The sequence below is a fragment of the Streptomyces sp. NPDC052236 genome (assembly GCF_044548015.1).
Lineage (GTDB): Bacteria > Actinomycetota > Actinomycetes > Streptomycetales > Streptomycetaceae > Streptomyces.
In genome coordinates this window covers 1-24,856 of sequence record NZ_JBIUBL010000025.1, presented here as the reverse complement: position 1 = coordinate 24,856, position 24,856 = coordinate 1, and the positions used below count along the sequence as shown (strand labels likewise).

At 70.6% G+C, this 24,856-nt stretch carries 23 protein-coding genes; 9 read left to right on the top strand and 14 right to left on the bottom strand.

Annotated elements, in window-relative coordinates; all coding sequences use genetic code 11:
* From ACIHCQ_RS32760 to dacB, 3 genes are read right to left on the bottom strand one after another with little or no spacing between them, the layout of a single operon-like run.
* Positions 1 to 3,210, bottom strand: a complete 3,210-nt coding sequence (locus ACIHCQ_RS32760) for an NACHT domain-containing protein (protein ID WP_399670598.1) — start codon at positions 3,208 to 3,210, stop codon at positions 1 to 3.
* The gene (locus ACIHCQ_RS32755) at positions 3,207 to 3,563 is read right to left on the bottom strand and encodes a trypco2 family protein (protein WP_399670594.1); all 357 of its coding nucleotides are present in this window, start codon (positions 3,561 to 3,563) and stop codon (positions 3,207 to 3,209) included. Before ACIHCQ_RS32755 ends, ACIHCQ_RS32760 begins: the two co-directional genes overlap by 4 nt.
* 41 nt (positions 3,564 to 3,604) lie before the next feature.
* On the bottom strand, positions 3,605 to 5,248 hold the full coding sequence (dacB, locus tag ACIHCQ_RS32750; protein ID WP_399670592.1) for a D-alanyl-D-alanine carboxypeptidase/D-alanyl-D-alanine-endopeptidase: 1,644 nt from the start codon (positions 5,246 to 5,248) through the stop codon (positions 3,605 to 3,607).
* 319 nt (positions 5,249 to 5,567) lie between these two features.
* On the opposite strand from dacB, the gene ACIHCQ_RS32745 reads away from it, so the two are divergent.
* Positions 5,568 to 6,191, top strand: coding sequence for a M23 family metallopeptidase (locus ACIHCQ_RS32745; RefSeq protein WP_399670589.1), 624 nt, complete (start codon positions 5,568 to 5,570; stop codon positions 6,189 to 6,191).
* Between the two features lie 56 nt (positions 6,192 to 6,247).
* Here ACIHCQ_RS32745 and ACIHCQ_RS32740 read toward each other — a convergent pair whose 3' ends face one another.
* A complete protein-coding gene (locus ACIHCQ_RS32740) occupies positions 6,248 to 6,823 on the bottom strand; it encodes a TetR/AcrR family transcriptional regulator (protein WP_399670585.1) in 576 nt (191 codons plus the stop codon).
* A gap of 110 nt (positions 6,824 to 6,933) precedes the next feature.
* Here ACIHCQ_RS32740 and ACIHCQ_RS32735 point away from each other — a divergent pair, with 110 nt between their 5' ends.
* The 3 genes from ACIHCQ_RS32735 (at position 6,934) to ACIHCQ_RS32725 (ending at position 9,616) form a co-directional block, all read left to right on the top strand.
* Entirely contained in the window at positions 6,934 to 8,532 is a 1,599-nt protein-coding gene (locus ACIHCQ_RS32735; protein ID WP_399670582.1) for an MDR family MFS transporter, read from the top strand.
* Positions 8,533 to 8,645: 113 nt separating this feature from the next.
* Entirely contained in the window at positions 8,646 to 9,110 is a 465-nt protein-coding gene (locus ACIHCQ_RS32730) for a helix-turn-helix transcriptional regulator (protein WP_399670902.1), read from the top strand.
* Positions 9,111 to 9,169: 59 nt separating this feature from the next.
* A complete protein-coding gene (locus tag ACIHCQ_RS32725; RefSeq protein WP_399670579.1) occupies positions 9,170 to 9,616 on the top strand; it encodes a VOC family protein in 447 nt (148 codons plus the stop codon).
* An 84-nt stretch (positions 9,617 to 9,700) separates the two neighbouring features.
* On the opposite strand, the gene cseC is transcribed toward ACIHCQ_RS32725, so the two are convergent.
* From cseC to ACIHCQ_RS32695, 6 genes are all read right to left on the bottom strand, one after another.
* Positions 9,701 to 11,023: a two-component system sensor histidine kinase CseC gene (gene cseC, locus ACIHCQ_RS32720; RefSeq protein ID WP_399670576.1), complete on the bottom strand. Its 1,323-nt coding sequence runs from the start codon at positions 11,021 to 11,023 to the stop codon at positions 9,701 to 9,703.
* A gap of 7 nt (positions 11,024 to 11,030) precedes the next feature.
* Positions 11,031 to 11,765, bottom strand: coding sequence for a two-component system response regulator CseB (gene cseB, locus ACIHCQ_RS32715; RefSeq protein WP_399670574.1), 735 nt, complete (start codon positions 11,763 to 11,765; stop codon positions 11,031 to 11,033).
* Positions 11,766 to 11,774: 9 nt separating this feature from the next.
* The gene (locus tag ACIHCQ_RS32710; RefSeq protein ID WP_399670571.1) at positions 11,775 to 12,512 is read right to left on the bottom strand and encodes a hypothetical protein; all 738 of its coding nucleotides are present in this window, start codon (positions 12,510 to 12,512) and stop codon (positions 11,775 to 11,777) included.
* Positions 12,500 to 13,075, bottom strand: a complete 576-nt coding sequence (locus ACIHCQ_RS32705; protein WP_399670568.1) for a SigE family RNA polymerase sigma factor — start codon at positions 13,073 to 13,075, stop codon at positions 12,500 to 12,502. Before ACIHCQ_RS32705 ends, ACIHCQ_RS32710 begins: the two co-directional genes overlap by 13 nt.
* Before the next feature lie 205 nt (positions 13,076 to 13,280).
* Positions 13,281 to 14,210, bottom strand: a complete 930-nt coding sequence (locus tag ACIHCQ_RS32700) for an A/G-specific adenine glycosylase (protein ID WP_399670565.1) — start codon at positions 14,208 to 14,210, stop codon at positions 13,281 to 13,283.
* A gap of 155 nt (positions 14,211 to 14,365) precedes the next feature.
* The gene (locus ACIHCQ_RS32695; RefSeq protein ID WP_399670562.1) at positions 14,366 to 14,977 is read right to left on the bottom strand and encodes a phosphatase PAP2 family protein; all 612 of its coding nucleotides are present in this window, start codon (positions 14,975 to 14,977) and stop codon (positions 14,366 to 14,368) included.
* Between the two features lie 236 nt (positions 14,978 to 15,213).
* Here ACIHCQ_RS32695 and ACIHCQ_RS32690 point away from each other — a divergent pair, with 236 nt between their 5' ends.
* Complete coding sequence (locus tag ACIHCQ_RS32690) at positions 15,214 to 16,038, top strand: hypothetical protein (protein ID WP_399670559.1); 825 nt, start codon at positions 15,214 to 15,216, stop codon at positions 16,036 to 16,038.
* 27 nt (positions 16,039 to 16,065) lie between these two features.
* Here ACIHCQ_RS32690 and disA read toward each other — a convergent pair whose 3' ends face one another.
* The 3 genes from disA to ACIHCQ_RS32675 form a co-directional block, all read right to left on the bottom strand.
* Positions 16,066 to 17,187: a DNA integrity scanning diadenylate cyclase DisA gene (gene disA / locus ACIHCQ_RS32685; RefSeq protein WP_399670556.1), complete on the bottom strand. Its 1,122-nt coding sequence runs from the start codon at positions 17,185 to 17,187 to the stop codon at positions 16,066 to 16,068.
* Between the two features lie 172 nt (positions 17,188 to 17,359).
* Positions 17,360 to 18,784, bottom strand: a complete 1,425-nt coding sequence (radA, locus tag ACIHCQ_RS32680) for a DNA repair protein RadA (protein ID WP_399670553.1) — start codon at positions 18,782 to 18,784, stop codon at positions 17,360 to 17,362.
* 47 nt (positions 18,785 to 18,831) lie between these two features.
* Entirely contained in the window at positions 18,832 to 19,434 is a 603-nt protein-coding gene (locus tag ACIHCQ_RS32675) for a dihydrofolate reductase family protein (protein WP_399670550.1), read from the bottom strand.
* 200 nt (positions 19,435 to 19,634) lie between these two features.
* Here ACIHCQ_RS32675 and ACIHCQ_RS32670 point away from each other — a divergent pair, with 200 nt between their 5' ends.
* On the top strand, positions 19,635 to 21,338 hold the full coding sequence (locus tag ACIHCQ_RS32670) for a hypothetical protein (protein ID WP_399670899.1): 1,704 nt from the start codon (positions 19,635 to 19,637) through the stop codon (positions 21,336 to 21,338).
* Between the two features lie 8 nt (positions 21,339 to 21,346).
* Here ACIHCQ_RS32670 and ACIHCQ_RS32665 read toward each other — a convergent pair whose 3' ends face one another.
* The gene (locus tag ACIHCQ_RS32665) at positions 21,347 to 22,177 is read right to left on the bottom strand and encodes a hypothetical protein (RefSeq protein WP_399670548.1); all 831 of its coding nucleotides are present in this window, start codon (positions 22,175 to 22,177) and stop codon (positions 21,347 to 21,349) included.
* 50 nt (positions 22,178 to 22,227) lie between these two features.
* Here ACIHCQ_RS32665 and ACIHCQ_RS32660 point away from each other — a divergent pair, with 50 nt between their 5' ends.
* The 3 genes from ACIHCQ_RS32660 to ACIHCQ_RS32650 are packed head-to-tail and all read left to right on the top strand — an operon-like array spanning position 22,228 to position 24,700.
* Positions 22,228 to 23,199: a Ppx/GppA family phosphatase gene (locus tag ACIHCQ_RS32660; RefSeq protein ID WP_399670545.1), complete on the top strand. Its 972-nt coding sequence runs from the start codon at positions 22,228 to 22,230 to the stop codon at positions 23,197 to 23,199.
* A gap of 32 nt (positions 23,200 to 23,231) precedes the next feature.
* Positions 23,232 to 24,059, top strand: a complete 828-nt coding sequence (locus ACIHCQ_RS32655; RefSeq protein ID WP_399670896.1) for a sugar phosphate isomerase/epimerase family protein — start codon at positions 23,232 to 23,234, stop codon at positions 24,057 to 24,059.
* Positions 24,056 to 24,700: a TetR family transcriptional regulator gene (locus ACIHCQ_RS32650; RefSeq protein ID WP_399670542.1), complete on the top strand. Its 645-nt coding sequence runs from the start codon at positions 24,056 to 24,058 to the stop codon at positions 24,698 to 24,700. Before ACIHCQ_RS32655 ends, ACIHCQ_RS32650 begins: the two co-directional genes overlap by 4 nt.
* Positions 24,701 to 24,856: the final 156 nt, after the last annotated feature.

The window sequence follows — 24,856 nt, the reverse complement described above, 5'->3', positions numbered from 1 at the left end:
TCAGTCCGGCCGGTCGACCGTCAGACGGTCACCGAAAGCTTCGCCGCCGATGATGGACAGGCGTGTCTCGGCGTCGTGCCAGACCTCGATCTCCAGGCCCGGCAGGCCGTGCAGGGGCGTTAGATCGAGCGGCTCGGGTACGTCTGTGCTGACGTGCAGCGTGGTGAGGGAGGGGAAGAGACGCGGAAGGTGCTCAAGACCGGCATGGTCGGATCTCAGTTCCAGGCTCACCGTGACGACCCCAGGGGCCGGTCTGAGGCCCCCCTCTGCCAGCCAGGTACAGGAGTCGATCGTCAGCCCGAGGCGTCGGAGTCCTCGCCACTCCGGCAGAGTGTGCAGGTCGACCGCTTCCGGGCTATCGATGTTGAGAACTCCGACGCCAGGGTGCGCCGTGGGTAAGTACTGCATGGCGTTCGACCCCTGAAAGTGGAGCTGCAGTCCCGTCAGTTTCGGGGTGTGCTGGATCGTCGCGAGTGCTTTGGGCGCGAGCTGGCCGACATTTAGATAGAGGAGGTCGATATGTGCATCTTTGAGCCCGGAGAGATCCTTCAGTCCGGGACAATGACTAATGACTAGCTGCCTCAGGTGGGGAAGCGCGTGCAGGAACGACAGATCGCCGAGCACCTTGCTGCTGAGGGACAGACGCCGTGCTTTCGCTTCGGGCAGATACCGGAGCAGGTCAGAGCTGGGGAAGTTGCCGACGAGCACAAGGCTTCCGACCTTCGGCAAGTGGTGCAGCAGGCGCAAGTGGCGGTGATCGCTGACCGTGACGTCCATGTCCGTGAGCGACATGGTGGCGAGTACCTCACGCGCGTACTCCTCAGCCGGGAATCGACGCCAACTCCGCGCGAACTGCCCGCGCACGATAGAGCCATCCCGCAGGGCGTGCCGCTTGGCCGAGGGCATGGCCTCGCTGCCGCCGATCTCGCAGATGAGCCTGGCGACCCTCTCCGCCTCCGTCTCGTTGAGCTCCGCCGGTTCGGGCAGGAAGGACAGCACGTAGGCCCCCAGGGAAGCCAGCCTCTGCGCCTGTGCCATCGTGCTCGGCGGCAACAGCGCGCGGATGCGTGCGGCGACGGCGTCGGCGACCATGTCGTCCACCACGACCGCGTCGATGAGACACCGGGCCGCCAGCACATGCAGCATCGGGTGCGAGTTGTCACCCTGGGCTATCAGGCCCTGGATCAGCCTACGGACCTCACCCGGACGGCAGTGGCCCACCGCCAGCAGCAGAGTGTCGTGCCACAGTTCATCCTCGGCGTGCAGGAGCAGTTCCGGCAGGCAACCGCCCTCAACGAATGAGCGGGCCGCCAGATAGTCCTGGAAGGTGCGGTGAATGAACTGGATCACGTCGTCCGTGCGCTCCTGGAGCAGGCCGCTACGGTTCATCAGATGCCTCAGGACCGCTGTGGGCGTGCCCTGAGCCCGCACCTGCGGCAGCCGCTGCATGGCCTGCTCGATCTGGCGCTCCGCGTCCTCGCGGGACAGTTCCGACTGGCCGCTTCGTACCAGCCAGGCAGCGATCGACTGCAGCAGCTGCTGGTGCTCCTCCACGCCCATGGTGATGCCGTCAGGGTCGGCGATCTTGCGCTGGGCGTCGCGGTTGCCGAGGAGCATCGCCAGCGTGGAACGGTACAGCTCCCAGCGGGTCTCCGGGAGCAGGCCGCCCCGGCGGCGGTGCAGGGCGCAGATGACCGCGCAGAGCAGCGGGGTCTGGGCGAGCGTGCGCAGGGCCGCGTTCTGCCGGAACTGTGTCTGCAGCTCGCTCTGGAGGCGGTGTAGTTCCGAACGCTCGGCCTCGGCGCGCGGCTCGTTCCGTGCCGCGTTGTGCCAGGCGATGACGAACGCCTGGATGTCCCCGTCGCGCATGGGCAGGAGCTGGAGCTCCTCGAACTGCTCGGAGAGTAGCCAGTCGGGGTCGACGGCGTTCGGGCGGACCGTGGCGAGGCAGCGCGTGCCGGGGTAGAGATCCAGCAGTTCGCAGAGCCAGTTCCGGGCGTTTTCGCGTTCGTCCGCGGGTACTTCGTCCACACCGTCGACCAGCAGGAGAGCACGGCCCGACTTCAGCACCCGGCTGGCCCAGCCGGGCGAGGGCTCGTCCGTCAGGATCTTGGCCACAGTGTGCAACTGGGCCGGGCCAGGTAAGTCGAGGCCTTGGGCGTGCAGGGCCCGCAGCGGGACGACGAACGGCACGAGCCCGTTGAGCTCGGCCAGTTCGGGGCCGAGCGTGGAGCAGGCGGCATGGGCGGCGAGCCACCACACCAGGGTGGTCTTGCCCGCGCCCGCCTCGCCGCGCAGGAGCGTCCGGGGCCGGTCCGACAGCAGTTGGTCGATACGGCGGGGCTGAGCGGGGACAGGAGGACCGTGCGGCTCGCCGCCGGTCAGTAGGGGGCGCTCCCGCTGTACGGCCTCCAGGCTGAGATATGCGGTGTCCAGGTCCCACGTCACCTCGCTGGTGCCCAGTTCGTCGATGCCGAAGATCCGGGTCTTGCTGTAGCGGGTCTTCAGGGCCCTCGCGTATTCCTCCTCGAAGAGGAAGTCCTGCGGATGGAAGTGGGTGACCGGCTCGGCATAGGTTCTGGCCGGGTTCCCGAAAGCCCGGAGCGCGTCCTTGAAGGGTTCTCTCTCCTGCAGCAGCCGCACCGGCACGCCTTCGACGCGCAGATGGCCGCGGCCCCGCGGCACATCGGTAACGATGCCGAGCAGGACCGGCCCCGCGAAGATCGGCGAGCCCGAGAGCCCTTCCAGCGGCGAGCTGCCGTTATCGCGCTCGGCGGCCGGCGGGCGGTCGAATTCGCAGACCAGCGCGGAGCGGAGCGTGCCCGCCGCGGGGAGCACGGTGACGAGGTACTGGTCGAGTTCCAGTGCGCGCTCGTTCCCGTACCGCTGGATGTCGGGGAAGCCCACGATCTGGCAGTTCGGCAGGGGCGAGCTGTGGGACAGGGAGCCCAGGCGGATATGGCCGAACGACGCGTGACGGGCCATGTCCGCGTCGATCACATCGTGGTCGGCGAGCAGCAGTGCGGCGTCGAGGGTCTTGCTGGACCAGTAGACCTGGCAGCCGACCCGCCCCGCCCGGCTGGGATGCGCGACCTCGAGCCGTAGGTCACCGCCGAGGACATGCTCGCAGGTGAGGATGAAGCGGGGCGAGAGGAGTACGCCGGTGCCCTGCTTGGCGCCCAGTACCGCGACGACACGCGCCGCCGTCACGTCGTCCCGCCGCCGCCGAAGCCCGCCGTGCTGCCCTGCTGCCTGTTGCCCACCTTCCAGGACCCGTTGGTGGCCGCGTCCAGCGGCTTGAGGGTGAAGGCGACCTTGTGGGTGCGGCCCGTGGCGCGGCTCGTGTCCGCGCCCGCCTCGACCACCCACGCCTTGACCTTCGCGCCGCCCTTGGTTTCCTTGCGGAGTTCCACGGTGAACTCCATCTGGATGTCCCCGACTTCGAACAGCATGGGCTGGCCGGTGGCGCGGGTGGCCGCGTCGAGTAACTGGTCGCGTACGGACTGGATGGCGTCGGCCAGGTCGATGCCGTCGAAGGCGTGGCCGTCCGATGAGCTCGTCATGGCCCGGACCGTACAGCGCGTACGGTCCGGGCGGCCGACGTTCAGCAGAACGCGGGCTTCTGCCAGGCGCATTCGAGGTCGGCGGGCGGCTTTGCGCGGCGTTCGCGCTGCGGCGGTACGGGTACGGGCATGGGCACGGGTACGGCGGCGATCGTGCCGCCCGCCGTATCGGACTTCGCGAGGGTCACCACGATCGCGTCCTCGACGCTCTTCACCGACGACGCCAGGTAGTTGTTGAGGACGACGCTGAAGACGAGCTCGCGCCCGCCCGCGTCGGTGACATACCCGGAGAGCGCGGACGCGCCGGTCAAGGACCCTGTCTTGGCGCGCGCGTTGAGGGCGGCCGGGGTGGCGCACATACGGGAGCGCAGCGTGCCGCCCACGGCGCGGTCCGTGGCGCAGGCCACCGGCAGAGACGCGTGCCAGTCGGCGTACCAGGGGGCGTCCCGTACCGACAGCAGCAGCGTCGTCAGCTGCCCGGCCGGGATGACGTTCATCCGGGACAGCCCGGAGCCGTCGACCTGGCGCAGGGTCGTCGTCGTGACGCCTTCCTTCTTCAGATAGCCGTTGATCGCCGCCAGGCCCGCGGACCAGCTGCCGCGGCCCGCCGTCTCGTAACCGATGGCCTTGGTGAGCGTCTCCGCGTGCATGTTGTTGGACAGCTTCATGAACGGCAGCAGCAGCTCCTTCAGTGGTATGGAGCTCTTCGAGGCCACCGGCCGCGCGCCGGGCGGGGTGGGACGGCCCAGGAGCGGCCTGCCCGCGACCCGTACGCCATGGCGGGCGAGCGCGTCGGAGAACACCGCGGCGGCGTAGCCGGTCGGCTCCCAGACGGCCACCCACTCCTTGGTGGCGCTCGCGCCGACCGGGATGTTGCCGCTGACGGTGATGGTGTTCGTGCCGTGCTGCCGCTCGACGGCGAGAGTGTCGGCCTGGCCCGGGGCGACCGTGGTGCCGCTGATGTCGATCCGTACGTAGTCGGTGGGCGGCGTGAGCCGTACGAGCGGCTTGTCACCGGGCGCGGCGCCGGGGAGAGCCTCCACGACGACCGTGCCGGAGTCGTAGTCCGTGTCGGGCGCGAGCGTCAGCGGCGAGATCTGCGCGGAGTAGTACGAGGACTCGTCGTCGGCGGCCCAGGCACGGCCCAGGCGCTGGTTGTCGAAGCGGGTGTCGTCGGCGACGACGCGGCCGGTGACGCGGGTGACGCCCGTCGCGGCGAGGTCGGCGGCGAGCTGGTCGTAGTCCTTGGCGAGGGTGGTCGGGTCGCCGCCGCCGCGCAGATAGAGGTCGCCGCGCAGGACCGTGCCATGGCGGCGGCCGGTGGACAGGACGTCGGTCCGGAAGCGGTAGTCGGGGCCGAGCAGCTCCATGGCCGCGGCGGAGGTGACGAGCTTGGTGTTGGAGGCGGGCATCAGGCGGTCCGTGGAGTCCCGCTGATAGAGCCGCTCCCCGGTGGCGGCGTCGGCGATCACCACGCTCGCGGCTCCGCCGTCCATCCGGCTGTCGGCGAGGATCGTGTCGAGGGCGCCCTTGAGGCCGGTGTCGGAGGGGCCCGCCCCGGCGGGCGAGCTCACGACGGATAAGGCGGTGAAGGTGAGCGTCAGAGTGCAGGCGAGCCCGAGGACGACGGGCCCGAGCCTGCCGCGGGGGCGGCGGCGGTCGGCGTGGATCACGGGTCTACTCATGGCACAGGAGCATCCCGGACGGGGGTGCGCGCGGGAAGGACGCGTCACTGCGGCACCGCTGTCGCTCCTTGAATCCGTGACAAGCACCACAGGTGAAATCTCACCTACTAGAAGGAATAGTCGGTTTTGCGGACTCGGGTTCATGATGAATCCGGGTGGATGTCTGTTTCGTGCGTGTTCGTACGACGATTTCGGGCGCACTGGCTACGACCCGGGCTCGTAGAAGGGGTGTTTGTGGCTGGGCGGGTGCGCGGGTTAACAAGGTGGAGCAAGCCCGGCGCGTCGGTGCCGGGTTCCCCTTATGCCCGGAGGCTCCCGTATGTCGAAGCGCACCGTGTCCCACTATCTCCGCCCGTCCGCTCTCCGTACGCGTGGCGCCGTCGTCGCCGCCGGACTGAGCGCGTCGATGGTGCTCGGGGCCGGCGCCGCATTCGCCGCCGGGTCCGTCGCCCCCGAGGCGGGCACGACCAGTGCCGTAGCCGCTCAGGCTCAGGTTCAGGCGCAGCCCCAGGCCAAGAAGGCCGCGGGCTGGGGCAAGCCGGTGGCCACCTACACGCTGAGCGCCACGTACGGCAAGGCCGGCAACATGTGGTCGAGCAATCACTCCGGGCAGGACTTCGCTGTGCCGGTCGGCACCAAGGTCGCGGCCGCGAGCGGCGGCACCGTGGTCAAGAGCGGGCCGGGTGGCGCCGGTGACGGGGCGGCGTACGGCAACGCCGTCGTCATCAAGCACGACAACAACACGTACACGCAGTACGCGCACCTCTCCCGTGTCGACGTCTACCCGGGCCAGACGGTGAAGACCGGCCAGAAGATCGCGCTGTCGGGCAACACCGGCAACTCCAGCGGACCGCACCTGCACTTCGAGGTCCGTACGAACGCGAACTACGGCTCGTCGATAGACCCCGTCAAGTTCCTGCGGACCGTCGGCGTCACCGTCTGACGTTCCCGCTGACCTTCCCTGCCCCAGGTCGGCCTTTCGGCCGACCTGCCCAGGGCTCAGCCGGGAACGTGGTGGGCCTGGCTCACCAGATCGACCGCGACCTCCAGGACCGCCTTGCGCAACTCCTCGGGGCCGGCGTCGATGTTGTTGAGTACGAACATCCCGGCGTGCATCGAGAAAAGCGCGCTGATGCAGCGGACCTGATCGGCCAGGGCCGCCTCCGGATCCTTGATGAGTTCGAGCATCACCATCATCCGGTCCTTGAACGTCGTTCCGACACTCAGCTCGCGCACCGTGGCCTGGTTCTCCTGCATGAAGCGGAACAGCGGCGCCGCGCCGGCGAGCGCCTCGCTGTAGCGGCGCAGGATCTCCTTCTTGGTGTCCAGGGTGGGCGGCCGGCCCTTCGCCCACTCGATCAGCTCGTCCATCGGTCTGGTCAGGTCGTGGAACAGGCTGACCAGGATGTCTTCCTTGGTCTTGAAGTGGTAGTACAGCGCCGCCTTGGTGACCCCGAGAACCTCCGCGATCTCGCGCAGTGACGTCTTCTCGTAACCCTGCTCGGCGAAGAGTTCCAGGGCGACGTCCTGGATGCGCTGGCGCGTATTGCCCCGGCGCGGCTGCGTGCTGCCCATGCTGCTCTCCTGGCTCCCATTACTTACTTGACGCCCGGCTAGTTACGGGTCTACCTTCCCAGTGTAGTCAACTAGCCGGGCGGCAAGTAAGTACCAGGGGAGCGGGAACGATGGCGGATATAACAAAAGACCAGAAGCAGCCGGACGGGCAGGTGAAGGCCGGAGCCGACGGGCAGCCGCGAGAGCGCAGTGTGCGGGTCGTGATCCTCGCGCTCATGATCGCGATGCTGCTGGCCATGCTCGACAACATGATCATCGGCACCGCGATGCCGACGATCGTCGGCGAACTCGGCGGTCTTGAGCACCTGTCCTGGGTCGTCACCGCGTACACCCTGGCCACCGCCGCCTCCACCCCCATCTGGGGCAAGCTCGGCGATATGTACGGCCGCAAGGGCACCTTCCTCATCGCCATCGTGATCTTCCTGGTCGGCTCCGTACTGAGCGGCATGGCCCAGGACATGGGCCAGCTCATCGGCTTCCGCGCCATCCAGGGACTGGGCGCGGGCGGTCTGATGGTCGGCGTGATGGCGATCATCGGAGACCTCGTACCGCCGCGGGAGCGCGGCAAGTACCAGGGCATGATGGCCGCCGTCATGGCCATCGCCATGATCGGCGGACCGCTGGCCGGCGGGACCATCACCGACCACCTCGGCTGGCGCTGGGCCTTCTACATCAACCTGCCGCTGGGCGCCGTCGCACTCGCGATGGTCACCATGGTTCTCCACCTGCCGAAGAAGCAGCGGACCGGCGCGCGCATCGACTATCTGGGCGCCGCTCTGCTGACCGTGGGCATCACCTCGATCGTGCTGGTCACGACCTGGGGCGGCACGGAGTACGCCTGGGGCTCGGCCGAGATCCTGGCACTGATCGCGCTCGGCGCCGTCTCGCTCGCCACCTTCCTCTACGTCGAGACCAAGGCCGCGGAGCCGGTCCTGCCGCTGCACATCTTCCGCAGCCGCAACTTCTCGCTGATGTCGGTGATCGGCTTCCTGACCGGCTTCGTGATGTTCGGCGCGGTGCTCTTCCTGCCGCTGTACCAGCAGTCCGTCCAGGGTGCGTCGGCGACCAACTCCGGGCTGCTCCTGCTGCCGATGCTGCTCGCGATGCTCGCGATCTCGATGGTCGCCGGGCGGGTCACCACGCAGACCGGCAAGTACCGGCTCTTCCCGATCCTCGGCGGCGGGCTGATGATGACGGGCCTGTTCCTGCTCTCGACCATGGACACCGAGACCTCACGGCTGGCCTCCGGGATCTACATGGCGGTGCTCGGCGCCGGCATGGGCTTCCTGATGCAGATCACGATGCTCGTCGCGCAGAACAGCGTCGAGCAGAAGGACATGGGCGTCGCCTCCTCCGGCGCCACCCTTTTCCGTACCCTCGGCAGCTCCTTCGGCGTCGCGATCATGGGCGCGCTGTTCACCGGCCGGGTCCAGGACGAGATGACGGCGCGGGGCGGCTCGCAGGCCACGGAGGGCTCGGCGCAGCTGGACGCGGCGAGCCTGGCGAAACTGCCGGATCCGGTGCGGGAGGCGTACGAATTCGCGGTGGCGTCCGGGACGCACGCGGCCTTCCTGCTGGGTGCGGTGGTCGCGGTGATCGCCTTTGTGGCGGCGTTCTTCGTCAAGGAGGTACCGCTGCGCGGGGCGGGTCCGGCGCCGGCCGCAGGGCCGGAGGACACCGCGAAGGCGAAGGTGGCGGAGACCGTCTGACGCGCCCGCACTCTACGAATTCCCTGGCCGACGGCCCCCGGTGTGCGCACCGGGGGCCGTTGTCAGTGGTGCGTGTCAGCATCGGATGTATGCAGAGCAGCACCGTCACCGCCATGAGCGCCACGACCACCACGAGCGCCACGACCGCCGCGTCGGCGCGTCTGGCGCATCTGCGGCAGCTGCGCCTCGCCAAGGACGCCATGGACCGTGACTGGGCCGAGCCCCTCGACCTGGACGCGGTGGCCGCCCACGCCGGTTACTCCCGCTACCACTTCGTCCGCGCCTTCAAAGCGGTGTACGGGCAGACACCCGGCCAGTATCTGTCGTGCAGGCGGATAGAGCGGGCCGAGGAGCTGCTGCGCTCGGCGAGTCTGTCGGTCACCGAGATCTGCGCGCTGGTCGGCTTCAGCAGCCTCGGCACCTTCTCCACCCGGTTCAAGAAGCAGACGGGGCTGACGCCGAGCGAGTACCGCGCCAAGCACGTGGGGCGCGGAGCCGCCCTGATACCGGGGTGCTACGCGCTGCTGTGGGCGGGCGGTTTCCCCGGCAGGCTGAGCAATTCTGAAGAAGCGGACTGATCGGGCCGCGGCCTACGGTGGCAGGGCAGCGGAAGCCACCCCTCTCCGAGGAGCACCACATGATCAAGGGTCTCGCCATTGCCACCGTCTGGGTCCTGGACCAGGACCGGGCGAAGGAGTTCTACACGGAGAAGCTGGGCATGGAGGTCCGCACCGACATGACCATGGGCGAGGGCGGAATGCGCTGGGTCACCGTCGGGGCCAAGGACCAGCCGGATGTGATGCTGACGCTCATGGTGCCGGGCGCGCCGGCGATGGACCCGGAGTCCGCAGAGATGATCAAGAAGCTCGTCTCCAAGGGAGTCATGGGCGCGGGGGTGCTGGCCACCGACGACATCCACGGGGACTACGAGAAGCTCAAGGCGCGCGGCGTGGAGTTTCTCCAGCCGCCGCAGGAGCGTCCGTACGGCACAGAGGCGATCCTGCGCGACGACTCGGGCAACTGGTACTCCTTCACCCAGGAGCGCAAGGGCGGCCTCGACCTCGACCAGGACTGGGCCTGCTAGCCCCCCTTTGCGGCTAAACCGCCGCCGCTCTCGCGGATGTGGCTTATGGCCGTCGGGGTTCCTCAATTGATGGTTGCGCGCCCGCTAGTCCGCCAGCGGCAGCATAGGGAAGCTGCCGCTGTTGGTCGGGGCGTGCTCGGGCAGCCACAGCACCGCCACCGCGCCCCCGGACTCGCCCAGCGGCGTCACCGTCCCCACCGGCGCGGCGTTGCGGAACGTCAGCCGGGCGCCGAGGACGCGTGCCTGCCCCGCGGCGATCGTCAGGCCCAGGCCGTGGCCCGTCCCCGCGCGGTCGCTCGCGCCCGTACGGAAGCGGCTCGGGCCCTCGCGCAGCAGCGCGTCGGGGAAGCCGGGCCCGTGGTCGCGCACCCGCACCACGCGCCCCTCGACCATGACTTCGATCGGCCCCCTGCCGTACTTGGCGGCGTTGGTCAGCAGATTGAAGAGGATGCGCTCCAGCCGCCGCGGATCGGTGCTGACCCATGACTCGTGGACGATCCGGATCGTCACCTCCGGATTGAGCGCCGCGACCCGGCGGCCGACGAACTCCCCGAGCGATATCTCCTGAAGCTCGGCCCGCTCCGACGCGCTGTCGAGCCTGGCCACCTCGAGTACGTCCTCGACGAGCGTGCGCAGCGCCTGCGCCCGGTCCCGTACGAGCTCGGTGGGGCGACCGGGCGGCAGCAGCTCGGCCGCCGTGAGCAGCCCGGTCACCGGCGTGCGCAGCTCGTGCGCGATGTCCGCGGTGACCCGCCGCTCCGCCTCTATGCGCTCATTCAGCGCGTCGGTCAGCGCGTCCACGGCGCGCGCCAGATCGTCGGTCTCGTCGCGGACGACCCCGCCGATCGCCTCCCGTACGCGTACGTCCGTATTGCCCCGCGCGACATTGGCCGCCGCGGCGGCAGCCTTGCGCAGCCGCCGTGAGAGCTGCCCGCCGATCAGCACACCGAGCGCGCAGCCGCCGAACACCACCGAGACCGAGCCGATGACCAGCGCCCGGTCGAGGTCCTTCATGACGACGGCGCTGCGGCCGCCGAACCGGGTGCGCAGCGAGAGCACATCGCCGTTGGCCAGCGGCACGGCAGCCCAGATGTCGGGCTCACCGCCGTGCCGCTCCTCCACATAGCTGCCGCGCCGCTGATCCCGCATCAGCCGCTGGAGGCCCTTGGGCAGCGAGGGGTCGTTGACCTTGGTGGAGAAGCGCGGCTCCTTGTTCTTGGACGATTCCTGCCAGCGCTGTGCGAGCAGCACCCGGTCCATCTGCACATCGCGCGCGTTGTCGAGCATCGAGACGCGCGCGGCCTTGTGCACGACAAGGCTCAGCGTGATGGCGATCAGCGCGCCGACACCCGCGATCGCGACACTGATCTTCCAGCGGACTCCGGTGCGCAGGACGAATCGCTTCATACCCGCTTCATGCCTTGAGTTTGTAGCCGAAGCCACGGACTGTTTCGATCCGGTTCTGGCCGATCTTGGCGCGCAGCCGCTGGACATGGACGTCCACGACCCGGGTGTCGCCACCCCAGCCGTAGTCCCAGACCCGCTCCAGCAGCTTGTCCCGGGAGAGCACGATCCCGGGCGTGGCCGAGAACTCCAGCAGCAGCCGCATCTCGGTCGGCGTCAGCCCCACCGGCTCGCCGCCCTTGCGTACCTCCATGCCCTCCGTGTCGATCTCCAGATCGCCGAAGGACAGCACGCCCTGCTGCTCCTGCCGCCCCGCAGGGTCCGCGTACCCGCCGGGCGCGCCGTATCCGCCGTAGCCGCCCGCCGGTCCGCCCGCGTGCCCGAAGCGCCGCAGCACCGCGCGGATCCGGGCCACCAGCACCGCCCCGTCGAAGGGCTTGGTGACGTAGTCGTCGGCGCCCGCCTCCAGGCCCAGCACCACATCGATCGAGTCGGCACGCGCCGACAGCATGATCACCGGTACGGTCGACTCGTCCCGGATGCGGCGGCACAGGCTGACCCCGTCCAGCCCCGGCACCATCACATCGAGCAGCGCGATGTCCGGCCGGTCCGCGCGGAAGGCCTCCAGGCCCTGGAGCCCGTCGGGTTTCGCGGTCACCACGAAGCCGTCACGCTCCAGCGCGAGCTGGGTGGCCTCGCGGATGACGTCGTCGTCCTCGACGAAGAGGACGTGGGTATCGGCCATCCGCTGCTCTCAGTTCTCGGGTTTCTCTGTCACGGGCGGTTCCGGTTCCGGTCCCAGTTCCGTCAGGTCCGCCGGCTCCGTCGGTTCCGGGGCGACCGCGAGACCCTCGCCGACCGCTCCGCTGAATTCGTTGCGTACCCAGTGCTGCTGCGTGAACTTGCCGCTCGTCCAGTGGTACGTGGTCAGTTCCTCGCCGGACGGCTCGGTCAGAGCGTCGCCCTTGGTGTACACCTCCTTGGTCACCACCAGGTCGCCCCGGTCGATCGCGGAGTACACCGCCGGCTCTTCGACCATGAAGACATTCACATACTTCTCGCCGCTCTCGCCGCTCGGTCGGTACACATACGTGCCCATGCCGAGCGCATCGTCGCACGTCATCACGTTCACGACGACGTCGGGCCAGGCGGCGCCGGTCAAATACCCGTAAGAGGTGTCCACCGGGTACGTGTCCCGGTCGCACGGCTTCAGATCGGCCTTGACCTGCTTGCTGACCTTCGGATCTTCCTGGAGCAGCCGCACCACGTCAACGGTCCTGGTGCCCCGCCCGGCGGCGGTGGACGACGGGACGGCGGAGGGCACCGCCTTGGCCGCCTTCGAGTCGCCGAGCGCCGCGCCCTCGTCCTGCACCCCGCTGCCACCCGCGGAACACGCGGCGGCGGCGAACACGCCGAGAGCGGCGAGTGCGGCCGTCGCCGCACCACTCGCCGCCCGCTTCCTGCCGCCGCTTCTGTCTGTCAGGCCGCGCACCGCTCCCGCCCCCGTCCGTCCCGCTCACGCTCGCGCCGCGCCTCGGCACGCTCCAGGGCACGGGCGTCCAGATCCCGGCTCTCCAGTTCCTGGCGGAGGCGGGCGAGCGCACGGTGCAGCGTGCTCTTCACCGTACCGGCAGACATGCCGAGCGCGGCGGCGGTCTCCTCGGTGCTCATCTGTTCCCAGTGGCGCAGCACCACGACGCTGCGCTGCTTGGGAGCCAGCACCTTCAGCACATCCATCAGCAGGGCGCGGTCGGCGCGCTGCTCGCTGCCGTCGTCGACGCGGGCGTCGTCGGGCAGCTGCTCGGTGGGGATCTCTTCGAGTCTGCGGGCGCGCCACCACTCCGTACGCGTATTGATCATGACGCGGCGGAGGTAGGCGTCGGCGAGCGACTTGTCGGCGATGCCGTCCCAGCGGCCGTACGTGCGGACCAGGGCGGTCTGCAGGAGGTCCTGGGCGTCGATGGGGTCAGGGACGAGACGCCGGGCACTGCGCAGCAGGGCCTCCTGCCTGTTGCGTACGTACTCTTCGAATCCGAGCACCTCGCCGTGCGCCATGAAAACCGCCTCCGTCCCCGTAAATCCCCGTGACAAGCAACTGCTGTCCCCTTACGTCGCTAGAAGCTACGGAGGTGTTGTCACGGGGCTGTGCGGGCCAGCCGTCGGTGGGCGCACGGCCATCCATCGGTTGTGTAACAGCCGATGTTTCAGGTGCGGGCCGGGTGGGGAAGAGCCGGTGCTCGGTGTCGGTTCGGTGTCGGGTTCAGCGCAGCGGCAGGCGGTACGCGCCGTTCTCCAGCGGCTCGACAAGCCCGTCGGCGACCAGCCCGTCCAGCGCCCGCGCCCGCTGCACCGGCTCGTGCCAGACCGCGTCCAGCGCCGACTGCTCGACCGGTGTCACCGCATCGCGCAGTACGGCGAGGAGCTTGCCGCGCACCTGCCGGTCGGTGCCCGCGTACGTCTGCGCGCGGCGCGCCGGACCTGTGTGCGCGGGTTTCCCGGCCAGCCGCCAGGCGCACCGCATGGCGATCGGGCAGCGCGAACAGTCCTCGTTCTTCGCGGTGCACACCAGCGCGCCCAGCTCCATGGAGGCCGCCGCCCAGCGGGCGGCGGTCGTCTCGTCCTCCGGGAGCAGCGCGCGGGCGAGCTTGCGTTCGGCGGCGGTCGTCGCGGTCGGCGGGTACTGGATGCCGGTCGCGGCGCGGGCGAAGACCCGGCGGACGTTGGTGTCGAGCACGGGATGCCGCTGCCCGTACGCGAAGGAGGCCACCGCGGCTGCCGTGTACTCGCCGATGCCGGGCAGCGAGAGCAGCTGTGCGTGCTGGCTCGGTACGTCGCCGCCGTGCCGTTCTGTTATTGCCTGCGCGGCCCCGTGCAGGCGCAGCGCGCGCCGCGGGTAGCCCAGGCGGCCCCAGGCGCGGACGGCCTCGCCGGGCGCGTCGGCCGCGAGATCGGCGGGGCGCGGCCAGCGGGCCAGCCACTGCTCGTACACCGGGATCACCCGGTTGACCGGGGTCTGCTGCAGCATGAACTCGCTGACCATCACACCCCAGGCGCCGGCCTCGGGGCGGCGCCAGGGCAGGTCGCGGGCGTGCTGGTCGAACCAGGCGATGACGGGGGTGTGCAGGGAGGCGGCGTCAGGGGTAGCCGTGAGGTCGCGTGCTGGGGCTGTATCTGTGCTGGTGTCAGTCATGGCACCCCGATCCTGGCACGTCCGGGCGGGCGGACCGTGCATACGCTCCCGGCGCCGCCGCCACCCGGGGGTGGCGGATTCACCCCCGGCTCACCCGCGGCTCGCCCCTGGCAACCCCTGGCAACCCCTGGGCTCACCTCCCGCCCGGCCCCGGCTCACCCCCGGCCCGGCCCCGCGAACCAGACGACGACGCCCGTACGGCTCGTACGCATCGTGGTGACGAGCGCTGTCGCCGGGCGGGTCAGCGCCGCGACGAACAGGGCCGCGACCACGCCGCCCACCGTCAGACCGACCAGGACGTCGTGCGGGTAGTGAACCCCGACGAAGACGCGGGAGAAGGCCATCAGCAGCGCCATCGGCACGGTCAGCAGGGCGATCCGGGGCCAGGCGAGAGCGAGCGCGATGGCCGCCGCGCCCGCGATCGCGGCGTGGTTGCTGGGGAAGGACCAGTCGCCGGGCGCCGGGCAGGGCACCAGAGAGGCGACCGCGCCCGCGACCGTACGGCAGGGACGCTCCTCGTCCACCGCGGACTTCAGCAGCTCGCTGACGACATACCCGGTGGCGGTCGCGAGCGGGGCGAGGACGGCGACGGCTGTCGCGCGCGGGTCCCCGGGGCGGGCGCGCCACCAGGCGACGACGAAGAGCACCCCGAAGAGCAGCAGTCCGGCCTCCGTCCAGAGTTCTGCGAGGTGCTGCACCCAGGAGGGTGTGGTGTGGGCGAAGTCGGTTATGTCGCGGTAGAGGCCGCGGGTGATGCTGCTGTCCATGGTCAGGGACGCTACCGCGCAGGCGGGGGCAGTCATCCCCGGCCAATGGCCACAGGTGCCCCCGACGAAAGTCGGGGCGTGGGCTCGGGGGCGGAGGACGCGGGCTCGGGCTCGGGCTCGGGCTCGGGTGTGAGGGACCGTTGAGGGCCGCCGCCCGGCATGATGATCGGCGGAACTTGCGAAGTCGGGCGGCGGTGCGACGGGAGTTGGCCCAGTTCTCTCGTAGAGTTTGGGCCGTGGGATCTCTGCGCAATCCGATCGGGCCGCTTCCCTCCTCCATCTACTGGCGACGGAGGGGAGTCGCGGCGTCCTTGATCGCGCTCCTCGCGTTGCTGAGTGTATGGGCCGTCAGTTCTTCCGGCGGAGGCAGCGGAGGCACGGGCACAAGTGACGCCAAGGGCTCCAGTCCCGTGCCCTCCATCACGCCCGGGCCCTCGCAGTCCGGGCCCGCGATCAGCGAACAGCCGGGCGGGCGCGACGAGTCGGGCGACTCCAGCGGCACCGGAACCGGAACCGGGACCGGCGACGGCACCGGAACCGGCGATCAAGGCGGTACGGCCGCGGGCGCGGGCGGCGATCCGGGCAAGAACGGCGACAACGGAACGGGCGGCGCGTCCAGCGGCGGCGCGGGCGGCCAGCAGGTCCCGGCCGGCTCGAACCTCCCCGACTGCGCCCCGGGCAGTCTGAAGTTGACGCTGCGCAGCCTCAAAGTCTCGTACGACCCGGGGGAGAAGCCGACGTTCCAGCTGGTCGTCTCCAACTCCTCGGCGACGACCTGCAAGGCGGACCTCGGGCCGAAGGCGGCGGTGCTGACGGTCATCGACGACGATGACGAGGGCGTGTGGTCGTCCAAGGACTGCCCGCGCGCGGCGGGCAGCCTGCTGCTGAGGGTTCCGGCGGGCGCGAGCATCACGCACACCGTGGAGTGGGACCGCAAGCGGAGCGCGCCGCAGTGCGCCACACCGCCGGCCGGGGCGGTGGCGGCCGGTACGTACTTGGTGGAGGCGCAGGTTCCGGGGGCGACGGTGCTGCCCGCATCGTTCCGCCTGGAGAAGGACTGAGGAACTGGCCGGTCCAGACGCCTGGCCCTACACGTACCGCTCAAGGATTGACGATTCAGCGAGCCGCGAAAGCCCCTCGCGCACGCTGCGCGCCCGCGCCTCGCCCACCCCGTCGACCGTCTGCAGATCGTCGACGCTCGCCGCGAGCAGCTTCTGCAGTCCGCCGAAGTGCTCGACCAGCCGCTCGATGATCGCGCCCGGCAGCCGCGGCACCTTCGCCAGCAGCCGGTAACCACGCGGCGAGACCGCGGAGTCGAGCGTCTCCGGCGAGCCGCTGTAGCCCAATGCCCTGGCCACTATCGGCAGTTCGAGCAGCTCCGCGTGCGTGAGGTCGTTCAGCTCGGTCAGCGCCTCGGCGACCGTACGGGACCGCTTCGCAGTCGGCTCCGGCACATAGTCACGGACGACCAGCTCCCGCTCCGGCTCCACGCCCGCGATCAACTCGTCCAGCTGGAGGGAGAGGAGACGGCCGTCGGTGCCCAGCTCCACCACGTACTCGGCGATTTCGGTGGCGATCCGGCGCACCATCTCCAGGCGCTGCGCCACGGCCCCGACGTCCCGGACCGTCACCAGGTCCTCGATCTCCAGCGCGGAGAGCGTGCCGGCGACCTCGTCCAGCCGGAGCTTGTACCGCTCCAGAGTCGCCAGCGCCTGATTGGCGCGCGAGAGGATCGCGGACGACTCCTCCAGGACGCGGCGCTCCCCGTCCACGTACAGCGCGATCAGCCGCATCGACTGCGAGACGGAGACGACGGGGAAGCCGCACTGCTTGGAGACCCGGTCCGCGGTGCGGTGGCGGGTGCCGGTCTCCTCGGTGTGGATGGACGCGTCCGGGACCAGCTGGACACCGGCCCGGTGGATCTTGGTGATGTCCTTGTCGAGGATGAGCGCGCCGTCCAGCTTGCACAGTTCGCGCAGCCGGGTCGCGGTGAACTCCACGTCCAGGACGAAACCGCCCGTGCACATGGATTCGACGGTTTTGTCCATGCCGAGGACGATCAGGCCGCCGGTGTTGCCGCGGAGGATCCGCTCCAGGCCGTCGCGCAGTGCCTGGCCGGGCGCGACGGCGCTCAGGGTGGCGCGGATCAGCGCTTCGGTGCCGGAGCCTCCGCCGGGCTTTCCGGGTGATGCCCGGTCGATGGCTGCCACTGCACTCCTCCGGCTCGTACGAATGGGCGAGACCAGGCAAAAGTCTACCGGCGCGCATCACCGTCCCGTGGGGCGTACGCCCGCTCTCTGCCCGCATTCGCCGCAGAAGCCCGGCGGGAGGGCCTGTCTGAACCCCTGCCCGAAGTCCTGTTTCCGATGCTCGGCCCGGTGTTCAGTCCAAGGCCTTCTCCGCCGCTCTGTCCGCCGCTCTGTCCGAGGCTTTGGGCCGCCCGCGCGGGAGTACGCGCAGTGCCTCTCCTATGTCGGCCACTTCCGTGACCTTCATACCGGGCGGGATCTTGCCCGGGTCGGACGGCACCAGCGCGTGCGTAAACCCGAGGCGGTAGGCCTCGGCCAGCCGGCGCTGGACACCCGTGACGCGTCTCACCTCGCCCGCGAGGCCCACCTCGCCGATCGCGACCAGATTCTTGGGCAACGGAGTGTCACTGGCGGCCGACGCCAGCGCCAGCGCGATCGCCAGGTCGGCGGCGGGCTCGGTGAGCTTCACACCGCCCACGGTCGCGCTGTAGATGTCGCGCTTGCCGATCGCGGTGATCCGCCCGCGCTGCTCAAGGACCGCGAGCATCATCGAGACCCGGGAGGTCTCCAGCCCTGAGGTGGTGCGCCGGGGCGAGGGAATCTGCGAGTCGACCGTCAGCGCCTGCACCTCGGCGACGAGCGGGCGCTTGCCTTCCAGAGTGACTGTCAGACAGGTGCCGGGGACGGCCTCGGCCCGGCGGGTGAGGAAGAGGCCAGAGGGGTCGGCGAGGCCGGTGATGCCCTCGTCGTGCAGTTCGAAGCAGCCGACCTCGTCCGTCGTGCCGTAGCGGTTTTTGACGCCCCGTACGAGACGTAGCCGCGCGTGCCGGTCGCCCTCGAAGGACAGCACCACGTCCACCAGGTGCTCCAGCAGCCGGGGTCCGGCGATCGAGCCGTCCTTGGTGACATGGCCGACCAGGATGGTGGACATCCCGCGCTCCTTGGAGACGCGGATCAGCGCGCCCGCGACCTCGCGGACCTGCGCCATGCCGCCGGGCGCGCCGTCGATCTCGGGCGAGGCGACGGTCTGTACGGAGTCCAGGACCAGCAGGGAAGGCTTGACCGCGTCCAAGTGGCCGAGGACGGCGGAGAGATCGGTCTCGGCGGCCAGGTACAGGTGGTCGTGCAGGGCGTTGATCCGGTCGGCGCGCAGGCGGACCTGGCTCGCGGACTCCTCGCCCGTGACATACAGCGTGCGGTGCTGCTCGTCGGAGGCCTTCGCGGCGACGTCGAGCAGCAGGGTGGACTTGCCGACGCCCGGCTCGCCCGCGAGCAGCACGACGGCGCCGGGCACCAGCCCCCCGCCGAGTACGCGGTCGAGCTCGTCCACGCCGGTGGTACGAGCGGTCGCCTGCCGCCCGTCGACCTGCCCGATGGGAAGGGCGGCGGTGGAGACGCGCCCCGCCGCGGTCGTACGGACAGCGGGCGCGCCGTACTCCTCGACGGTGCCCCAGGCCTGGCATTCGGGGCAGCGGCCGAGCCACTTGGCAGTCGTCCAGCCGCAGCCGGTGCAGCGGTAGGACGGCCGGTCCTTCGCGGATTTTGTGCGCACAGCCATGCCGGAACCGTAGCTGCCTCCACTGACAACGGGCCCGCCGCGGTGCCTCAAGCCCCTTTCGCAGCCCTTACGTGCCCCCTCCCCTCACTCCCCTTCACGACCTCGAAGCGCAGGTGGGTGACGTCCGGGGAGGCCACGGACCAGGTGCGCCGCAGTTCGACGGGCCCGCCGACATGGTCGAACAGCCGCTTGCCCGCGCCCAGCAGAACCGGGACGAGCATGATGTGGATCTCGTCCAGCAGCCCCGCGTTCAGCGCCTGCCGCGCGGCGGTCGCGCCGTGCACGCCGACATCCCCGCTCCCCGCGGCGGCCTTCGCCCGCGCGATCGCCGACTCGATACCGTCCGTGACGAACGTGAACACATCCGGGGCGACCACGTCCGCCGGGTCCGGCGGCAGATGGGTGAGGACGAAGCAGGGGGTCTTGCCGACCGGGCCGCCGTCGCCCCAGCCGCCGTCCCCCTCGCACACGTCGTAGGAGTGCCGCCCCATCACGACGGCGCCGACGCTCCGGATCATGTCGTCCAGGACCTTGGCGTCGGTTTCCCCAAGGTCCCGCAGCCAGGCGTGCAGGCGCTCCCCGCCCACGCCCAGCGGGTTCTCACGGGTGTCGTCAGGGGCGGTGATGAAGCCGTCCAGCGACATAGACATGCCTGAGATCACTCTGCTCATAACGGGTTGACTACCCGGTGGACCGGAACTCATCGGACACCCCAGGCGTACGCCGGGGGTCCAGTAGGGGCGGAATTATCGATTCCTGTCCCCCTTCGAGCGAAGTGTTCACCCGTAAGAATTAAAAGTGGGCAAGGGGTACGGAGTAGGTGTGCTTCTGCGTCTACGGTCGCGGCGTGATGAGCAGCAGGCTGGAATCATCCACGCACACCACCGGCGCACACCGGGCGCAACGACGCTCGCAACGACACTCGCCGCGTCCGCCCGCCCAACGGCCGCCCGCGCGTTATGAGCCCTACCTCGACGGCCTGTTCACGTACTGCCTCTCCGTGCTCTGCGACCACGACGAGGCGACCGCTCTCATCGGCGACGTACTCGCCATCGCCGAGCGCCAGTACGGGCGTTGCCCGGCCGGTGAGGTCGAACGCAAGGCATGGCTGTACGCCCTCGCGCGGTGGGCCTGTCTGCGCCGGCTGACCGAGCAGCGGCACGAGCGGCAGGGGGCGCACACCGGGCGCTCCGCGCCCCCCGCGCAGCGCGCCGTTTCCGCGGAGCCGCGGCCGGGTCTCCCGGCGGAGGCCGCCGAGCGCCGCCGCCGCGAGCTGGCGCTGCTGGCCTGGCCGGAGGCGGCCGGTACGACGCCCGAACAGCGCGAAGCGCTCGAACTGGCCGTACGACACGGGCTCGACGCGCCCGAAGTCGCCTCGGTCCTCAGCCTCGACACGCCCGCGGCGCGCGAACTGCTGGCCGCCGCGGCCTGCGAGGTCGAGCGCACGCGTGCCGCGCTCGCCGTGGTGGAGACCGGCACCTGTCCGGCCGTCGCCCGCCTGGCGGGCGACCACCGCGTGCTGCTCTCCGCCGCGCTCCGCCACGAACTCGTCCGGCACGTCGACGACTGCCCGCGCTGCCGCCGCGCGGCCGAGCGCGCGGGAGCGGGCGCGCCGTGGCCGGGGTCGGCCGTCACCCCGGCGGCGCTGCCCCTCGTGGAGGCGGAGCGGGCAGCCGCGTACGCCGCGATGCTGGACGTCCCGCGCACCCGCGCGGGCGGGCCGCGCTTCGGCCGGGGCGGCTTTCCGCTGGACCCGAAGGACCAGGCGGCACGGCGGGAGCGGATGCGGGCTCGGGCCGTGACGACCACGGTCGTGGCGACGGTCATGGCGGCTCCGGTGCTCGCCCTGTGGGCGGCGTACCGGGGCGAGTCGCGGACCGAGGAGGCGCACGGCGGCCCGTCGGTCACGGCGAGCGAGGCGGAGGGACAGGGCGGGCGCGCCGGGCGCGGCTCCACTCCGTACGACTACTACAAGAAGGCGGGCGGCGCGCGTACGGAGCGGGACACGGAGCTCACGGCGGACGGGCGGCTTTTGGCGGACGGCCGCGCGCCGGGCGTCTCGGTCGAGGTCATCAGCCGGGGCGCGCCCGCCTTACCGTCCCGTTCCCGCCGCGCGGCCCCCGGCCGTCTCACGGTCGAGGCGCAGCCGTCCGGCGACACCACCTGGATCACGCTCTCGGCGTCCGGCGGCTCTCCGGTGACCTGGTCGGCGCGTACGGACGTGGAATGGCTGTACCTGAGCCGGTCGTCGGGGACGCTGAACCCGGGCGAGTCGATCACGATCCAGGTGTCCGTCGACCATGGGCGGGAGCCGGAGAGGGCGTGGAGCGCGCGAGTGGCGGTGGACCCGGCGGGAGCGGTGGTGAAAATCGAGGGCCGCGGCACGCCCCCCGCACCTCCCGCGCCCTCCGCGCCGTCCCCGGACCCGGCGCCCCACCCGTCGGACGTCCCGGACCCGGACCCGGCGCCTTCGCCGTCCTCGCCCCCGACTCCGGTGCCGACGCCTACCGCTTCACCTTCGGAACCGTCGGAATCTTCGGAACATTCGAGCTGAAGCGTCCCTTATGTCTCCGGGTCCGCCGGGTGCGGGGCCAGCAAGGGAAGCTGGGAGGACAGGCGCGTCTCGCACAGCTCCACCAGCACGTCGTACGCCTCCTTGCCCATCAGCTCCGTCAGCTCCGGCCGGTACGTCACGTACACCGGGTCCCCGGCCCCGTGCGCCGACGTCGCCGACGTACACCACCAGTGCAGGTCGTGCCCGCCCGCGCCCCAACCCCGCCGGTCGTACTCGCCGATCGACACCTGGAGCACCCGCGTGTCGTCGGGGCGGTCGATCCACTCGTACGTCCGCCGCACCGGCAGCTGCCAGCACACATCCGGCTTGGTCTCCAGGGGCTCCTTGCCCTCCCGCAGCGCCAGGATGTGCAGCGAGCAGCCCGCCCCGCCCGCGAACCCCGGCCGGTTCTGGAAGATGCACGAGCCGTCCCAGCGGCGCGTCTGGCGTTCGCCGTCGTCGTCGGTCTGGGTCCAGCCCGACTCCGTACCGACATCGTGGAACTGCCACACGTCGGGGGTGAGGCGGGCCACGTGAGAAGCGACCCGCTTCTCGTCGTCCTCGTCCGAGAAGTGCGCGCCCAGCGTGCAGCAGCCGTCGTCCGCGCGGCCCGCCTCGATGCCCTGGCAACCGCTGCCGAAGATGCAGTTCCAGCGCGAGGTCAGCCAGGTCAGGTCACAGCGGAAGACCTGCTCGTCGTCGGCGGGGTCGGGGAATTCGACCCAGGCACGCGCGAAATCCAGGCCCTTCTCGTCGCTCGCCCGAGGGGACTGGGGGTTTGACCGGTGGTCTTTCGGGGGCTTGGCTTTGCCCGGTTTCGCCTTTTTCGTCTTTGGCACGACACCAGCGTATGCGCGCGACCGCTGTAGCACCGCAGTAGCGTGCGTCCATGAGACTCGGAGTCCTCGACGTCGGTTCGAACACAGTGCACCTGCTGGCAGTGGACGCGCACCCCGGCGCCCGCCCGCTGCCCGCCCACTCCCACAAGGCGGAGCTGCGGCTCGCTGAGCTGCTCGACGCGGACGGGGCGATCGGCCCCGAGGGCGTCGACCGGCTGATCGACGTCATCACCAAGGCGTTGCAGGCCGCCGAGGACAAGGGCTGCGAAGAGGTCCTGCCCTTCGCCACCTCCGCCGTCCGCGAGGCCAGCAACGCCGACCTGGTCCTGGCCCGGGTCAGGACCGAGACCGGGATAGACCTCGCCGTGCTGACCGGCGAGGAGGAGGCCCGGCTCACTTTTCTCGCCGCGCGCCGCTGGTTCGGCTGGTCCGCCGGAAAGCTCCTGGTCCTCGACATCGGCGGCGGCTCGCTGGAGATCGCGTTCGGGATGGACGAGGAACCGGACGCCGCGGTCTCCCTGCCGCTCGGCGCGGGCCGGCTGACGGCGATGCTGCCCGGCGACCCGCCCGACCCCCAGGACGTCAAGGCGCTGCGCCGCCATGTGCGGGCCCAGATAGCCCGTACGGTCGGCGAATTCAGCCGCTTCGGCAAGCCCGACCACATCGTGGCGACGTCCAAGACGTTCAAGCAGCTCGCCCGTATCGCGGGTGCCGCGCGCTCCGCCGAGGGGCTGTACGTGCAGCGCGACCTGAGTCGAAAATCACTGGAGGAGTGGGTGCCCAAGCTCGCCGCCATGACCGTCGAGCAGCGCGCCGAACTCCCCGGCGTCTCCGAGGGCCGCGCCCGCCAGGTGCTGGCGGGAGCCCTGGTCGCCGAGGCCGCGATGGACCTCTTCGATGCGGCGGAGCTCGAAGTCTGCCCGTGGGCGCTGCGTGAGGGCGTCATTCTGAGACGCCTTGACCACCTCACGGCCCGCCTGGATCCCTCTCCGGCGCGCCTTCCCCACCTCCCGACCGCGTAGTGCGGGCCCGTACCCTGTCTCACGTGGCAGAAGTGGCAGATCCAGTGGTGCGCATCCCGGATGCGAAGGTTGTCCTGTCGACGGCCTCCGTCTATCCGGAGTCCACGGCGACGGCCTTCGAGATCGCCGCACGCCTGGGCTACGACGGCGTCGAGGTCATGGTCTGGACCGACCCCGTCAGCCAGGACATCGAGGCGTTGCGCCGTCTCTCCGACTACCACCGGATGCCGATCCACGCGATCCACGCACCCTGTCTGCTGATCACACAGCGGGTCTGGTCCACCGACCCCTGGGTGAAACTCCAGCGCGCGCAGGCGGCGGCGGAGAAACTGGGCGCCTCGGTGGTCGTCGTGCACCCGCCCTTCCGCTGGCAGCGCCAGTACGCGCGTGACTTCGTCGCCGGGATCTGGCGGATGGCGGACGAGACGGACGTACGGTTCGCCGTCGAGAACATGTACCCGTGGCGCTACCGGGACCGCGAGATGCTCGCGTACGCCCCCGACTGGGACGTCACCACAGAGGACTACCGGCACTTCACGATCGACCTCTCGCACACCGCGACCTCGCGCACGGACACGATGGCCATGGTCGACCGGATGGGCGACCGGCTCGGCCACGTCCACCTCGCCGACGGCAAGGGTTCGGCGAAGGACGAGCACCTGGTGCCGGGGCGCGGCGACCAGCCGTGCGCCGAGCTGCTGGAGCGGCTCGCCCGCAGCGGGTTCGACGGCCATGTCGTCATCGAGGTCAACACCCGGCGCGCGATGTCCGCCGCCGAACGCGAAGCCGACCTGTCCGAGGCGCTCGCCTTCACCCGGCTGCACCTCGCATCGGCCACGTCCGGGATCCGCGGCTCATGACGGACACGGCCCCACGGCGGCGCGGGCGCCCGGCCCGCACGGGCGCGGAGACCGGCCCCGGCGCCCGTGAGCGGATCCTCGATGCGGCCCGTACGGAGTTCGCCGAGCGCGGCTACGACAAGACGACCGTCCGCGGCATCGCCAAGGCGGCGGGCGTGGACCCGGCGCTGGTCCACCACTACTTCGGCACGAAGGACGAGGTCTTCGCGGCGGCCATCGAGGTCTCCTTCGAGCCCGCTCTGCTGGTCCCGCTGATCCTGGGCCAGGGCACGGCAGGCATCGGCGAACGGCTCGCCCGCTACTTCATCGGCGTCTGGGAAAACCCGGCGACCAGGGGCCCGCTGCTGGCGGTCATCCGTTCGGCGCTGACCCATGAGGCGGCGGCGAAGGTGCTGCGGGGCTTTGTGCTGCGGCGGCTGCTGGAGCGGATCGCGGCGGACCTGGACGTACCGAACCCGAAGTTCCGGGCGGAACTGGCGGCCTCGCACATGATCGGCATCGCGGTGCTGCGGTACCTGATCAAGGTGGAACCGCTGGCATCGGCCCCTCCGGAGGACATCATCACGATGGTGGCCCCCACCCTCCAGCGCTACCTGACAGACCCGGGCCCCGCCGCCCCCTCAAGCCCCTCCGGCGTTTGAGGAGCGGGGTCTGGGGCGGAGCCCCAGTTTCGGGCCCGGCCCCCCCCCCCCCCCCCCCCCCCCCCCCCCCCCCCCCCCCCCCCCCCCCCCCCCCCCCCCCCCCCCCCCCCACCCCCCCCCCCCCCCACCCCACCCACAAACACCCCCCCACACCAC

Bases quoted from the DNA above. Each gene is read 5' to 3' on its own strand.
- cseC (WP_399670576.1), bottom strand. From the start codon at position 11,023: ATGAAGCGATTCGTCCTGCGCACCGGAGTCCGCTGGAAGATCAGTGTC.
- ACIHCQ_RS32725 (WP_399670579.1), top strand. From the start codon at position 9,170: ATGATCAAGGGTCTCGCCATTGCCACCGTCTGGGTCCTGGACCAGGAC.
- ACIHCQ_RS32730 (WP_399670902.1), top strand. From the start codon at position 8,646: ATGAGCGCCACGACCACCACGAGCGCCACGACCGCCGCGTCGGCGCGT.
- ACIHCQ_RS32740 (WP_399670585.1), bottom strand. From the start codon at position 6,823: ATGGGCAGCACGCAGCCGCGCCGGGGCAATACGCGCCAGCGCATCCAG.
- ACIHCQ_RS32705 (WP_399670568.1), bottom strand. From the start codon at position 13,075: ATGGCGCACGGCGAGGTGCTCGGATTCGAAGAGTACGTACGCAACAGG.
- ACIHCQ_RS32735 (WP_399670582.1), top strand. From the start codon at position 6,934: ATGGCGGATATAACAAAAGACCAGAAGCAGCCGGACGGGCAGGTGAAG.
- ACIHCQ_RS32660 (WP_399670545.1), top strand. From the start codon at position 22,228: ATGAGACTCGGAGTCCTCGACGTCGGTTCGAACACAGTGCACCTGCTG.
- dacB (WP_399670592.1), bottom strand. From the start codon at position 5,248: ATGAGTAGACCCGTGATCCACGCCGACCGCCGCCGCCCCCGCGGCAGG.
- ACIHCQ_RS32650 (WP_399670542.1), top strand. From the start codon at position 24,056: ATGACGGACACGGCCCCACGGCGGCGCGGGCGCCCGGCCCGCACGGGC.
- ACIHCQ_RS32675 (WP_399670550.1), bottom strand. From the start codon at position 19,434: ATGTCTATGTCGCTGGACGGCTTCATCACCGCCCCTGACGACACCCGT.
- ACIHCQ_RS32670 (WP_399670899.1), top strand. From the start codon at position 19,635: ATGAGCAGCAGGCTGGAATCATCCACGCACACCACCGGCGCACACCGG.
- ACIHCQ_RS32745 (WP_399670589.1), top strand. From the start codon at position 5,568: ATGTCGAAGCGCACCGTGTCCCACTATCTCCGCCCGTCCGCTCTCCGT.
- cseB (WP_399670574.1), bottom strand. From the start codon at position 11,765: ATGGCCGATACCCACGTCCTCTTCGTCGAGGACGACGACGTCATCCGC.
- radA (WP_399670553.1), bottom strand. From the start codon at position 18,784: ATGGCTGTGCGCACAAAATCCGCGAAGGACCGGCCGTCCTACCGCTGC.
- ACIHCQ_RS32700 (WP_399670565.1), bottom strand. From the start codon at position 14,210: ATGACTGACACCAGCACAGATACAGCCCCAGCACGCGACCTCACGGCT.
- ACIHCQ_RS32695 (WP_399670562.1), bottom strand. From the start codon at position 14,977: ATGGACAGCAGCATCACCCGCGGCCTCTACCGCGACATAACCGACTTC.
- ACIHCQ_RS32755 (WP_399670594.1), bottom strand. From the start codon at position 3,563: ATGACGAGCTCATCGGACGGCCACGCCTTCGACGGCATCGACCTGGCC.